The 13747-nt window shown below is 53.2% G+C and carries 11 protein-coding genes and 1 pseudogene; 6 read left to right on the forward strand and 6 right to left on the reverse strand.

Features of this window, described 5'->3' with window-relative positions; genetic code table 11:
- Positions 1 to 52 precede the first annotated feature (52 nt).
- A complete protein-coding gene (locus PSR62_RS13040; RefSeq protein WP_274403446.1) occupies positions 53 to 3253 on the reverse strand; it encodes an Eco57I restriction-modification methylase domain-containing protein in 3201 nt (1066 codons plus the stop codon).
- 108 nt (positions 3254 to 3361) lie between these two features.
- Between PSR62_RS13040 and PSR62_RS13045 the strand changes: the two genes are divergently transcribed.
- Positions 3362 to 3529 (forward strand): hypothetical protein, encoded by a 168-nt coding sequence (locus PSR62_RS13045; RefSeq protein WP_274403447.1) that lies wholly within the window; start codon positions 3362 to 3364, stop codon positions 3527 to 3529.
- Between the two features lie 20 nt (positions 3530 to 3549).
- Here PSR62_RS13045 and PSR62_RS13050 read toward each other — a convergent pair whose 3' ends face one another.
- Genes PSR62_RS13050 through PSR62_RS13070 form a run of 5 tightly spaced genes read right to left on the reverse strand, consistent with a single transcriptional unit; the run spans position 3550 to position 10616 of the window.
- Positions 3550 to 4533: a ParA family protein gene (locus tag PSR62_RS13050; protein ID WP_274403448.1), complete on the reverse strand. Its 984-nt coding sequence runs from the start codon at positions 4531 to 4533 to the stop codon at positions 3550 to 3552.
- Positions 4530 to 5723, reverse strand: a complete 1194-nt coding sequence (locus PSR62_RS13055; RefSeq protein WP_274403449.1) for an ATP-binding protein — start codon at positions 5721 to 5723, stop codon at positions 4530 to 4532. Before PSR62_RS13055 ends, PSR62_RS13050 begins: the two co-directional genes overlap by 4 nt.
- A 54-nt stretch (positions 5724 to 5777) precedes the next feature.
- On the reverse strand, positions 5778 to 9227 hold the full coding sequence (gene brxC, locus PSR62_RS13060; protein ID WP_274403450.1) for a BREX system P-loop protein BrxC: 3450 nt from the start codon (positions 9225 to 9227) through the stop codon (positions 5778 to 5780).
- Between the two features lie 53 nt (positions 9228 to 9280).
- The gene (locus tag PSR62_RS13065; protein ID WP_274403451.1) at positions 9281 to 9835 is read right to left on the reverse strand and encodes a BREX protein BrxB domain-containing protein; all 555 of its coding nucleotides are present in this window, start codon (positions 9833 to 9835) and stop codon (positions 9281 to 9283) included.
- On the reverse strand, positions 9822 to 10616 hold the full coding sequence (locus tag PSR62_RS13070; RefSeq protein WP_274403452.1) for a hypothetical protein: 795 nt from the start codon (positions 10614 to 10616) through the stop codon (positions 9822 to 9824). Before PSR62_RS13070 ends, PSR62_RS13065 begins: the two co-directional genes overlap by 14 nt.
- Before the next feature lie 187 nt (positions 10617 to 10803).
- Between PSR62_RS13070 and PSR62_RS13075 the strand changes: the two genes are divergently transcribed.
- From PSR62_RS13075 to PSR62_RS25745, 5 genes and pseudogenes are all read left to right on the forward strand, one after another.
- Entirely contained in the window at positions 10804 to 11466 is a 663-nt protein-coding gene (locus tag PSR62_RS13075; RefSeq protein WP_274403453.1) for a hypothetical protein, read from the forward strand.
- Positions 11463 to 12554, forward strand: a complete 1092-nt coding sequence (locus tag PSR62_RS13080; protein WP_274403454.1) for an ATP-binding protein — start codon at positions 11463 to 11465, stop codon at positions 12552 to 12554. The genes PSR62_RS13075 and PSR62_RS13080 overlap by 4 nt, the downstream gene beginning before the upstream one ends.
- A 110-nt stretch (positions 12555 to 12664) precedes the next feature.
- On the forward strand, positions 12665 to 13051 hold the full coding sequence (locus PSR62_RS13085) for a hypothetical protein (protein ID WP_274403455.1): 387 nt from the start codon (positions 12665 to 12667) through the stop codon (positions 13049 to 13051).
- Positions 13052 to 13139: 88 nt separating this feature from the next.
- Positions 13140 to 13418 (forward strand): lipase family protein, encoded by a 279-nt coding sequence (locus PSR62_RS25740; RefSeq protein WP_443217426.1) that lies wholly within the window; start codon positions 13140 to 13142, stop codon positions 13416 to 13418.
- Positions 13364 to 13519, forward strand: a pseudogene (locus PSR62_RS25745) (hypothetical protein); the annotation flags it as partial. The gene PSR62_RS25740 and the pseudogene PSR62_RS25745, both read left to right, overlap by 55 nt.
- Positions 13520 to 13747: the final 228 nt, after the last annotated feature.

Below are 13747 nucleotides of genomic sequence, written 5' to 3' on the forward strand. Positions count from 1 at the left end.
GGGTTAGGTCTTGATGTTTTGGCGAAACGGGATCGGGATTAGCGACAACAGTTCATTCTTCTCGTGCTTTTCGTTTAAATGCATTCGTGTAATGACAGCCATTCCATCGAACGCCGTCGAACTTGCCGCCTCCGGTGAAGTCAGTCGTCTTCTCGTCCCAACTCCAGAACCAGGGGTATTCTTCGATGGGACGTTCGGGTTCCTTGCCCCGGTCTTTGGTCCACTTGATCTTTGGCTTGATGCGGAACACGCCAGCGTCTTTCGGGACGCCAGGAAGGTCCACTGCCATGAACGGCCGGATGTTGATGCGGACGCCATCGTTGATGTCCGGTTCAAAGCCGATTGGTTGCTCGTGGATTGGCTTCCAGCGAACAAACAAATCGTAGGGCGGTTCGCCCGCCAAAATCGCTTCAAGACGTTTGAACAGATCTTCGGCAGCCAGCAAGCGAGCCTCCGCAGCCGGCAACTCACGTTTCACTTCGTCTTTTTGACGTGTGATCCAGTCACCCAGGTAGCTGTACGTCAAACTCTCCAGCACCTTGCGGCCACCTGGACCAGCCAGCTTGTGGTAATTCACCAGTGCATGAAAACCGTCTTGTTTACGACCGTCGTAGATGTGCCAAACGAAAGGTCGTTGATCGAACGTGTCGCAGTGTTCCTTGAAGAACTTGTTGCGCAGCCAATCATCCAGATTCTCGTTCGTCGTGACATCGCACGCGGAAAGCAACCGAGCCAAACGATCGGCAGCGGCATCTTCGCCGCGAACCGACGGAATGCAGACAATGCCGTCATCGTCGATGTATGAATCGAGCTCGCTGCAACGATCAACCAAATCGCGAGCACGCTCACTGAGTCGCATCTCGGCGTCGAGTTCCGCCGGCCAGCGATAACCTAGAAGTCGAGCAGCGGCAACTTGCAGCGGCGATGTAGATTCGGATGGCCAGCCGTGAAAGAGCCATTGCGTTGGATCGTTAGACTCGGGTTCAGGTATCCCTGCAGGAAAACGATCAATCGCTTCTGCGGCCCATCGTTGTCGATCGAACGGCACCTGAGTGAAGTTTGCGACCTCAACACTTACCTTCTGGTTAATTCTTCTCAACTCTGTATTGAATTCATTGGACTCAACGAAACACCAGAGTGGTGCAATGTCTTGCTCATTATCAGGGACAACTAGGCAGCACGATGTGTCCCACGGTCCCCCATATCGAAGAGTGCCGCGTATCTTGTTCATCATGCCAAAAATAAGCCCAGGCTTGTCCCATTGGTCAAGATTGCGGAGATACGCAGTTGGGCTTGAAGCAAGTCCGCCGTCTCCGTTTTCCCAGTAAAGCACCTTGGTGCAACCCGTGCCCCACGGCTCCATCACATAGGGCGATGACTGCATCAATATCCAGTCTGAATCGACACAAACTTCCCAAAAGTCACGCCGGAAACGTTGATCATCACCTGTACCAAGTCCCTTGTATGAGGTGCTTGTGTTTAACAGCAAGTCCTCAAGCGAACGTGTCTCCAGCACCAACGCATATCCTGGATTATCCAGCTGGCTTGACTGCTGCACGAGCAACAAGTCAGCTCTGTCGGAACCCTGTAGCATTGCAGCCTTTGCGTCTTGGTCCTTGTCGCAGCCAACATCTATTCCAGCAATAATTCCTGAATCTTTCGGCGATTCCCGTGTGATCGCGAAAAGTGCCGTGGTAGCGGCCCACCAGTTCATGTCACGAAAAGCGTTGCTTCCGAGCCTAGCAACGAAATTCCACCTTGCGGCAGAAAATAGCTTGTGCCTCATTTTCTTATATGTCGACAACGACAACCAGTTTTGAGGACTGACGATGGCCACCGTCCCAGATTCATGGCAGAATTCAAGGCAACGCAGTGTCAACGCCGTCGACAGATCAGCTTTTGCTGTCTTGTAGAATCCATCAGTGTGCAACAGCAAAGGATCATCCTGCTTAACGCTCCCTAGGTAGGGGACGTTCGTAACAATCAAGCTGTATTGATTCGTTAGCAGTTTCGTTGCAGTCGCCAAGCCTTTCGCAGCGAGTCCCAACTCATGTGATTCCGGTTCGGTGTTTGGATCAGTGGCAACGGAACGTTCAAGCAACCCGTACAGATATTCGGTTTGAACATCGCTGAGCAGAAATGACTCCAGCGAACGTCGCGGGTTAATCAAACTGCCCAATGTCGACGCCTGACTGAACATGTCGTAAAGCTGCCCCCAAAAAAAGCCAAGGCCTTCTTGAGCTTTAGCGGGAAGCGTCGGTCCATCTGCTTCGTTAGACTCAGCCGTTGGCTCGTTGTTGAGCAACTTCATCCACTGTTCGCGAGTGGCCCCGATCGACTGGCCAACGTGAGCGATCGTCATGGACGGCAATTCGCGATAACGGTCCATCTTCCAAGCGGACATCGCGACGTTAAACACCGCGATCTGGACGCAGCGTTTGTCCAACTCCAAACCAAATAGGTTGTCTTCCAATACGGAGTCAATCGCTGCTGACAGACTGAGTGATTCTTCCCGCATTCGTAGCCGAACCAGCAGCTCAAACGCAGCGACCAAAAAATGCCCGCTACCGCAACACGGATCAAGAACTTTTAACTCTGCCGCAGTCCGTGGCCAACCTTCAAACGTGCCGCCCATCGGCCGCCATGGTCCGTCGCCATTCTCTGATTCGCCGTCAGTTTCTTGCGACTCACGAACAAACCGCAGGTACTCGAACTCGTATCCACCTGCCTCGGTCAACGCAACGGCTCGACGCAACTCATCTTCATCCTTAGCTGTCTTGGCTAGCGCTGGATTCTCCGCCAATACCTTGCCCGCATGCCAAGCACCCAGAGTATTGTGCAGCAAGAACATCACCATGTAGTCTTCGGTGAAGAACTGAGTCACGGCCGGCAACGTCGCGGCGTTGATCTTCTCTTCCGAATCATTCGCCCGCTTGTTGGCGTCGTTCTGCCAGAACTGATAGACCCAGCCCAGACTGTCGTCGGCGAGAAACACCGCCCGCACGAGACCCGTCTTGTCGCTCGCTGACGCCGGCTCTTCGACCAGTTCGATCAGGCTGCTCAACACTTCTGGCGGCAACTTGACTTCCAACACCGGGTTGTCGGCAGGAAAGATGGCCGGCAACGCAGCCTGAGCAAAACGCCCCGCCAATTCCCACTGGTGCGTACCCTCTTCGTGCGCTAGCTCCTCAACTTCCTCCAGCGAGACCAACGCCTTCAATTGCGGATGCCACAAACAATCGTTCTCGGCCAAGAAACGAGCAAACAGAATTCGGTGCCAATGCTGATACGCACATTCCTCAACCAACCGATCAATCGACTGCGCCCCCGAAGCATCCCGCCGATCCCCCAAGAACCGACCATGAGCACGCAACCGATTTCGCAGTTGAACCTGCTCGTCGGTTTTGATGTGATCGCCCCGCTTGGCCTCATGCACCGTCAACGATTCCAGCGCCTGGCGAGCACCCTGCTCAGCCACCTTACGCGCATCAACGACCGCCTTTTCGAGTTTCCGTCTCAGTTCGCTTGATAGTGTTGTCATGATGCCACTCAAGTACTCAAACCAATACGGGACGCGATTTTTTTACTTAGTTTTTCAAAGTCTTTGTAGGCTTCTTGGACGTAGCCTCCGTGTGCTCCGATTGCTCCGTCCGCAGGTTTTAGATCAAACACTGGCTTCTTGGCGTCATCGGCGAGTTGGATCAAGCTATGAAAGTTCCGTATAATGGCAAGGCACGCATCGTCCTCGCCTAACGGCGTCCTGTGACTCAATTCCTGGTTAAGTATGTTGCGATGATACAGTTCCGGGATTTGTTGCATGGACGCTTGTAGTGCGGCTGTTGTTGTGCGACCGCGCTGATGGATGTGGCCGACGATGTATCCGATCGGGAGTGTATCTTGGATCGGAACGCCATACTTAGCGCAGCACGGCGTTTCATTGATTTCATGCCATTCACTTTGCCATCTTCCGAGCGTTGCTCCCAATAACTGCAGCGTTCGTAGTGTGAGCGCATTCGGTGTAAGAGGAACGGCCAAGTGAGTGCAGTTCACCAACACTGCTCGGTTCATTGCAGAGAACTGCGGTGCTAAGTCAACGAGGACGACATCAGCTGCGTGAGCTTCGGCTGCCATTTCAAGAACGAAGCGAAACCCAAGAAGTTGCTTCAGAGCTTCTTCATTGTCGTGCTGAGCAAGACTCCAGCCCGCCGCGTAACGTTCCTCAAAGTCGGACTGACGAAAGTCCGTCGATAGGAGTGCAACATCATCCCTGATCGGCCAAAGGTGTGGGGGAAGGATATCAGAACCGTCATTGTGATAGGGAGCCAGCGCATCGAAAACAGTCCGCTCGTATTTCCATCCTTGGTCCAACTGCGACTCAGTCAACAACATCGCAGAGAGGTTGTATTGCGGGTCAAGATCTGCCACAACAACGCGGTATCCCAATTCGCCGAGCATGATTGCGACATGAGCGGTAAGCGTGGTTTTGCCAACGCCCCCCTTGCAATTGAACAGACTCACTATTGGAACGCTCATGTTCGTTTCCTCAGTGTCACGGAGACAAAGGTCGATTGTGGGGTCAACTCTAATGGGGGACTGCCGTTGTCGGTCAGCGCATCTCGTGCGGACTGAATTCCAGCTCCAAACTTTTGAACAAACCCAAGGTTTCGCATTACTTCTGCAATAGTCGGGTTGCGATAGTCAGCTTCTCCCGGACGTCCAAAGTTTTCAATGGTTACCGCGCCATAAGGGCCACCGGGACTTAGAATCTCAACGCGATCACTGAACCACATTAGTCGCGTTGGCGCGTTGGTCGTTTCATAGCTACGGTGCATGATTGCGTTTCGCAGCAGTTGTTGGATGGCGACAATTGGATAATCGGGGACACGAATTTCCGTAGGAGCGGACTTAAAGTCGGTTTCGATTTCAATGTTAGCTTCTACTGTTTCTTCCGACTTCCGAATCAACTCTGATATCGGGCCATGGATCGCTCGCTGACTCGCCACGGGATCAGAGAGTTTAGTTCCGTTAATCTTCACAAACTGTAAGTATGCACCTGGCAAGAAATCAGCTGGCGACTTGCCTAGTGTGAGCAAACCAGCAACCGTAGGCGTTACCTCATCGGCGTCAAGGAACCGCAGCGATCTAAGTTGCTGCTCGATTGTTCTTTTGTTTTCTGCGATTACTTGTGGCGCAATTGCAGAAGGTAGATACGTATTTCGAAACAGATCTAGGTCAAGGTCGTCTAAGGTCGCCGAAGAGATCGGCTGCATATCCCACGGTAGGTTACCAGCCCTTCGTCGTTCGGTAAGCCTTTGCTCTTCTTCACGCGTAGCCGTATCGCGACGAGGGCCAACTCGAATCCAGCTCCGTCCCTTAAAACGAACAGGGGGAAGCCGCGATGGTTCGACAATCACAATTGCTACTTCACAACCATTGATCGTTTTCTTCTGCACGATCAATGACGGGAGCGGAAGAATGTTGCCGGTAGAACGCAGTTGAGAGAGATTAAGTAGTAGTTTGTCATCAATCGGGAGATTCATGCAGCTGCCATCATCTTTTACGCCAATGAACAGAACTCCAGGTTTTTTGTGCCCCGGCATGTCATTAGCGAAGGCACAAATCGCCTGTTGAATCTTCTTCGGATCGGCAGCCGATTGCTTCCGTTCAACGCGATCAGACTCGATGTCCTCGTAAAGCTCCTTCAATTCTTGGTCGGTGAGCATGATTTGTTCTCGATTAAATGATTGGATTTGATTCGCAAGCTAGAGCTTACGCCTCTAGCTAATGACGACAGGGCCGTCTTTCAGTTTTTGATTGATGGCTGCCTCCTGCTCTGCCAACCAAAACTTCACATCATCAGGCGTCTTCAAGGTTCCACTCGACAAGTGCATACGTTGAAGCTTGGGTTCATGCAGCTTGGCGGCTCTCGCGTCAACACTGGCAAATCGACTGGTCAGTGCGTCAGTCTTGTCTTTCCACGATGAAAGAGGAGTCGCATCAAGCGTTCGCAGCAGTTCGTCGTCGCTGCCAACGGAGATCGCTGGAACTCCGTTCAATCCTTCTGCCTGCATCAACTCAGACTGTTTTGCTGCATCCGTCTTCTGCCATGACTCGCTGGCCTTCAATGACTCAAACTCGGAGTTGTAGGTGCTTTCGTATTGATCGTGAGCCGACGTCACTGCCGACCGCAAGGCCGCCGCGGCTTTCTTGACCAACGGCGTTACGTGATCGGTCTTCTCCAGCAGCAAACGACTGTCGCGTATTCCATCTGCCGCAGATCGAATGTCGGCGAACTCATCCATCCCGTCACCGTGCTTCATCAGCCGACCGAGGCGTTGCCACTGGGGCATTCTCTTCTCGGATAGCTCGGCAAGCGCTGTCCAATCCTCGGCTTGCTTGCTGAGTTCATCACGAACGGCCAGCAGCTTTGCCAGTCGTTCGTTGCCTGCGTGATTTCGCAGGTCAGTCAGATGATCCGTATCGGGGCGAACCGGCAGTGGTGCGTCGCCGCCAGCGCGGCTGGCCAAGTCAAACATCGCCTTGAGGAACTCGCTTGACTTATCTTCCAAATCATCGCTTGGACGTGTCGGAACCCCGGCCGTCGGGAACAAGCCGCGAAGGGCAATCTTGTCACTGGCGGATAGCGTGATCGTTTCCTGCCGGAGTTCTGCCTTCTTTATCTTGGTCTGGTCCAACTTGCCCGGCGGGACGCTGTCACCGCCAGCACGAACGGTGATATCGCCTGAGTTGTGCAACGCCATGATTGCGCCGTCGATCGCGTCTTGCGACCAGCCGTAGGGTGCGTTTCCAAAAATCTTCTGCAGCTGACGACCTTCGCATCCGGCCCCGATCTCACGCAGTAAGGCTTTGCATACGGGGTGGCCCTTTGTTTCGCCCGTCCAACTAACGGCGCCCAGTGGTGCATCGTCGTTGTTCTTGGCACGACTGATGACGACAGGCCAATTCTTGTGGTCACCGTCACCAAACTTGGGAAACATCCGGTCGAGGGCATCCTTGGCGGCGTCTTTGACCTTTTCCTCGATCGTAAGTGACATCACCTCGGCACCGCCGCCCTTGAATACTTTGGCGGCGTCGACAATTTCACCAAGGATTTCATCGCGAGTACGCTGGGCATCAGTTTGCCGACTTTCCATCGCGCTCCGTGCTTCGTCTCCCTCTGGCGTGCTCGGGACACCTTTGATTTTGATGGTTCCAGTCGAAGCCTCATAACGAACGATCTGCTTCTCTAAGTCCTTCGAGTTTCCGCGCGGCAGGAAGACAAAGACAATCGGACTGTCGGTTCCGGCGGCACGAGCTGAATCGACCACGTTCTTTTCACTGGCCGAGTACTCATCTCGAATCCATACGGGTACCGCATCACCGTCGACGACCGGGGCATCGTCGCCGAAGTGGATCGCCAACTTGCGTTTCTCTTTTCGCTCACCTTGGATCAGCGAAATACCCTTGATGGCGTCATGACTGGCTGCACGGATCAGCGCGTCACGCTTGGAGGTTAGCTCGCTAGAGTTTGCATTGAGCTGCTGCTCTCGCTTGCGGAACTCAGCGTCCCAGTCGGAATACTCCTTGGTTTGAAGGTTGTATTCACTGTGGTCCTTCAGCAAAATTCCGTCGTTGACGAGTTCTTCAAGCAAATCCGGAATCTCTTTGCGAAGCCGCGCCCCGTCGTCTTGGAGATCGCTGACCATCAAGTCGGCCAGCATCTCCTCCGACGCGCGAACGCCGATATCAAATCCGGCCTCACGTGGGATCTTGCGAATCAAGAAGGTCAGACCGCAAAGCCGGCGTTTCAGTTTTCCCTTTTCGGTGCCGTCGTCGAGTGATCGAATTGTTTCATCGAGTTCACGAAGTAGCACACCTTGGTGAACCAGGCTCGGCTGAAGCTGGTCGAACATCAGATCGGCCGGCACCACCGTGCCTAGTCCGCTGGATGCGTAGTCGTGTAGCGCATCGTGAATGATTCGCAACTGAGACCGAAGCATTCCGCTCGTGCCTGTTGGATCGACGGCGCGGAACACGTGCTCCCAAAACCGACGTCGTACCGGCAGCAAGGGATAGTCTTCAACCATGATTTCGCGGTCGCTGCCTTTGCTTCCGATTCGCGTCCCAGAGAGCTGACGTTCGATTTCACCGGAGTGTACGTCGAGGCACTTGCGTATCGCGTCAACGTGTTCGGGCTTTTTCTGCAACAAGACACGACGCGTCACCGTTTCGACATCGGTGTCCGAAAGTTCGATCGGGATCGTGAAGCGATCTTGAAGCCATTTGAAGTGTGGTGCCTGGGACGCGAGTGCGTTCTGTCCCGCACCAACAACGATGATCCGAGATTCCAACTGCTTGCTGAGCGCTTCGGCAACATCGACTACATCTCGAGTCCGATCCTTCGAGTCGCCAATGTGGATTTGCACTTCGTCCAGCACGATGATCGTGCATGGCAACTTCCCATCGACCGAAAGCACTTCACGTGTCAGCTGTAACAATTCCGACGAGGAAATGTCCGCTGGTTTCTTGAACTGCCCTCGGATCGTTTCCCGTGCCGACTTGCGGTCACCATATCCGGCATCGACCTCCACCAAGGCGTCGTGCAATACGGGACTGACGGTCAGGTCGTTCAGCTCGCGAAAGAAGTCTTTTCCCTTGGCTTCAACGGCAGCTTTGACTTGATCGTAGAAACCGTTGTTTTTGAGGTAGAGGCAGAACTTTGCCGGAGCATATTGTTCGGGTAGTCCCTTTGATCGCAGGATCATGCCCAAGACGGTCAAACGAACGCTGCTGGTGTCACCCGATGGCAGCGTTCCCGAAACGGCGTGGAGCCCGCCAGCCTTGCGTCCTTCGGTGTCCAGCTCCTTCAACGCTGCGACCACGTCCTCGGGTAAATCCTTTACCAGCGAACGGGCGCGAGAACCATCAGGAAACTCGGTGTCGATCCAGAGGTGACACAGCATCTTTAGAAGGTGAGATTTACCACTTCCAAAGAAGCCGCTGACCCAGGCGGCCGGCTGACTTGTGCCATTAAGGTGCTGAAGATACGACTCCAAGATGCGAACCATTCCATCTTCGTACTGGCCTTCGCATACAAAATTTGAAAGCTCTTCGCGAAGCGTGTCGCGTTCCTGGTCGGTACCTTCCGACGTGATCCGTGCCTGACCATTATTCATCAGCTCCGAATGGGCTGGATCACGGACGAATAGCTCGCTGTTCTTAATCATGAATCGGCTCTCGATAGACTTTTTGTTTGATTTGCTGTGCGTGGAATAGCCGGCTATTCGCCTTGGTGAAGCGTGATGGGCGTGGCGAGATAGTTCCAGCCATCACGAGCGCCCAGCAGGCTGTAGTTGTCTTGCTGAAATGTTCCAGGAAAGAACAACACCATGCGTCCGCGGATGTCGCCGACCGATTTATCTAGTACCTCGGAGACTCGCAGGAATCCATACAGCGAAGATGTGCCGTAGATTGCGACGACAGTGTTTTCATCAACATCCTCGGCAGTCAACTCGGCCCGCACAGCCGCGACGACATAGTCGAAAAACTCAGTGTCCAGCTTGAGCTGTAAATCTTCTGGACATTCAAAATAGGACTCGCGGTATTCTTCCGCTGACATCCATGCTGGAAACAGTGGAGCGAGATCAAGCTGTCGCCAGCCGTGGCCGGCACCCTTCGTGCGGACTTCAAAGTCACCGATTCGTGCATTGAGCTTTCGTTCATCCTCTTTCGCATAGACAACGAAGATTGCTTTCTGGGCGCCGGCAAGATTCTTCTGCCAAGGCGCTTTAATGTTTCGCTCGTAACTGTCGGCTAGGTCTTCAATTCGTCCCATTTGCAATCCTCAGTTCACGTTCGGTTAACAGAGCACCAAAGCCAACGTCAAAAATATCTTGTGCTTCACGCAGGGAAATCAGCCCCAGCCTTCTCGCGTCAATCGCCCGAGCTAACGCGATATCCTCTGCTGCATCCAGTAGTCGCATGAACTCGCTGGACAACAACTTCTTGCCGCGCAGCCCCATGACGTACCCGAGCAGCAAAGCAAAGGTGACCGTGACTGGTGTTGCATCGACTTGTGTTCGCACCTTCCGAACCCGTCCAACTAAGTGTCCAGACTGACTCCAGGATGAACTTGTGTTGCGCGCAACCTTGTCGATTGTTGACTCACCCATGCGTCCGTTCGTGAAGTCATCGATCGAGCTACAAACCAATTGACGCATCAGTTCCATGCCATCCGGCGTCTCCAAAACGGTTGTCGCGGTTGATCGCAGCAACGGGTCGCGAGCGTACGCAATCAAAATCGCCAGTAGTGGTTGCCCTGATTCATCCAAGTCCCACAGCGATCGAAAGACACGAAATAAGGGAACCGACTTATCAAGCGAGTAAAGCTCACGGAGTCGACGCAAAGTTCCTTTGCGATTGGAGTCCGTCGATTTACCCAACAGGTTTTCATCAACAACCACGCGGTGGTAGTCCGCGAATTCAGCATCTTCCGGCAATGCATCGAATATCTGGCGAACGTCCTCAAGCGTCATTGTCCGGCTGGAATGCGGCCCACTGGGTCCGGCAATCAAGCCGAACTCCGCCGCATGCTCCGGCACTGAATTGAACGCCACGCTTCCCACTTCATCTCCCACATCGATTAAGGCCAGCGGGAGGTATTATCCGCAGCCAATCGCTCACGTCAAGACATCATCGCAAATGTGCCGGCAAACTTGCCGGCATTTCGTCCTTTTGTTTGACGCGATGGTGTTTGTTGATATGCTTACGATCTAACTCACAACTCAGGAGCCAAATCCAACCATGTTCGGATTCAAAAAAAGAACGATCGCAGAGCTTGGCGAGTCGCTTCCTCGTGCAGAATTGGTAAATCGCAGTCGAATTCTTGTGATTGATGACGAGGCTCCTAGCCTCCTGCAGGACCTTAAAGACTACGGTTTCGCCGTAGACCACGTTTCCGACATCAACTCGCAAGTTAGCGGCTCAATCGAACAGTGCCGATACGACTTGATTCTTTTGGATTTCGGTGAGGTGGGGACAACTTTTGGCGATGACGAGGGGCTGTCCCTGTTGAAGCACATCAAAGCGATCAGTCCCTCGACCATCGTTTTTGCATATACATCCAAAGCACTGCGGAGCTGCCATGCCGACTTCTATGTGCTCTCTGACGGCAACCTGGATAAGGACGCCGGTGTGCAGGAAAGTATTGAAAAGATCGTAGAGGGACTTAAAAAATCTCGAAGCGTATCCAACACTTGGAAATCATTCCTTCATCGCTGCGCGATTGCTCCGGGAACTGCTGATGATCTGCGGCTTCAGGATGCTTTTGTTAGAGCTGTCGAGAGCCCTAAGAAGCATTCGTATTGGAAAACTGTCGCGTTAGATGCCGCAAAGAGCGATGAAGGCAAGGCTGTCGTCAGTGCGATTGCTTCAAAGCTTCTCGAACTTGGGGCTCAGGCGATATGAGTAAACAGGATCTTCTGTCTTCATTGTCGCCACTTCCGATTGTGAATCTGGCCGCTATCAATACGCCTTCATCGGGCTTGATAGTGGGAACGCCTGAATTTTGCAGGCGCGCGTTTGAGAAAGATGACTCCTGTCGTCAGCACTACCAGCGACTCGCTGAGCAACGAGCTTTCGGTGCTGACGAAATTCCCTGTCCCCACGGGTTTGCGAGTCGCAAGGTAAGTACCCCACGTGGCGACTTTGCATTGACCGGGTTCATACCGTACCCCCGGCTAGGTGGCAAGAATGAATCCGCGCGGGCTAAGTCGAACAAAAAGAATAAGATTGCGTCAACTGAAGTAGGCCGAGCATCCAGCAGCTTGCAGAATGTTGCGAAGGAGCTGGATTCCGTTGAGCAAAAGACATTTGACGGCGTGAGTGCCGGGCTACACGAAATCCGAAAGCTCAATCGCGAAGTAAAGCAAACTGCTGAACGAATGTGCCTGCGTGAAAACAGAGACGATCCAACGCTTGCGAATCCAGAGACAGTCAAGATATGGAAGGCATCAGAAATGATGTCTACGCACTTCAATATTATCGAGTTGGTTGCTAACGAAACGCTGATGAGGCTACCTGTTCGCTCACGCGTGCAGCCCTATCGACTATTCGACAAGTGCGCGAGGATTTATCGCCCCGCTGGAAACACGGGCAGAATCTCGCTACACGCGAACTACAACTTTCAATCTGAAATCGCCGCTTGTGACAAAACAATTTCGATAATACCAACTGTCCTCATCCAGAACGCAATAAAGTACTCCCCTGGCGACTCTGAAATTGTTGTTGAGTTTTCACTCAAAGAGCAGCCCTTTGACGTGCAAGACAAGCTACTTGTCGAAGTAACCAACGAATGTTCAAGCGTGCTCCAGCTCGACGATTCAATTTTCGGTCGAAGCGTGCGAATTGCAACGGATACTGACGGATCCGGGTTCGGGCTCTACGTTGCTCAGCAAGTCGCCATCCAGCACAAGACGAAGATTCAGTTCAGCACGTTTCACAACGCGACACCAAACTACTGCAGGTTCGGGATTGAATTTGACGTGTTGACCTAGCGTGCCAGAGCATTCGCCCGAATGCTCACGGTGTCAGTTGCAAGATCGCGTGGAGGGATCTGCTACCAATCGCAACAGAACCCGATCGCTCGAAACAAATGGAGATTACCGTGGCCATTCTTGGATATGCCTTGCTAAGCATCGCAGTTGCATTGCTCTGGGGGCAGTGTCGCGAAACCAAAGACTGGGCTCGGTTGTTCGCGGCGTTTGGATTCGCGTCCGCTGGTGTTTACTTCACCGGCATGATCCCGCATGCGGCGGCAGCAGGAGTCCTGAGGTTCGCGATAGCGGCAACTCGGTTCGTGCGGCCTGAATTCGCCCGATTCCTCTTGGCCGCTGGTGCCATTGCGTTTCTTTCAGCGGCGATGGCATTTTCGGTGGGGCAGTTCGGCAACCCTTGGGCGGGTGAAACCCGAAAAGAGGACCGCAACGACTGGGAGCCCAATGTGGCCCGTCATGGAGGTCATGTGGGAACTGTGCCAGATCTCATACCTTGATCCGGTTGACGCTCGCTCGAAACTTGCAAATCGAGGGTTTGATTCGGAGACCATCAACTCTGGTTCGATGAACGGTTACGTCGTCAAAATGGGCGATCATGCCGTCATCGTTTTGAGAGGAACCGAAAGTAGTTTGTACGATGTGCTTCAAGACTTGAACTTCATCAAGTCGACGAATGATAACGGCTCGATGCACGGTGGTTTTCGATCTGGCTACAGCGATTCCATGCATCGGCAAGTCAATGACCTGCTACACAGATTTCAGTCGAAGCAGGTTTGGATTACCGGCCATAGTCTTGGGGCGCTCTCTCTGTTGTTTGTGCGCATGATCTCATCGTCGATAAGAAGCACCCGATTGCCGGCGTGATGACGTTCGGCCAGCCCAAGGTGGTCCGTTCAGACATGCGAAGGTTCTTGGAACCGGAACTCGGCGACAAGTACGTTTTCTTTGTCAATGACATGGACCCAGTCGTAAAGGCCGTAGATCCCTTCACTCATTTTGGTCACATGGTGCGTTACAGTGACGGGGAGATTGAGCGATCGGAGAGATTGCGTTTACGTAGTTTTGGTGCAACGAATTCACTATCGCCCCTAACACGAGATGACGGGTTCCCTGAGTCATTTTCGGAGGCCGATCTGGATGCTTATATCCGACGCTTGTCGCAATCGCAGGCACCAACGAACGCTCCAACTGGC

The organism is Rhodopirellula sp. P2 (assembly GCF_028768465.1).
Taxonomy (GTDB): Bacteria; Planctomycetota; Planctomycetia; order Pirellulales; family Pirellulaceae; genus Rhodopirellula.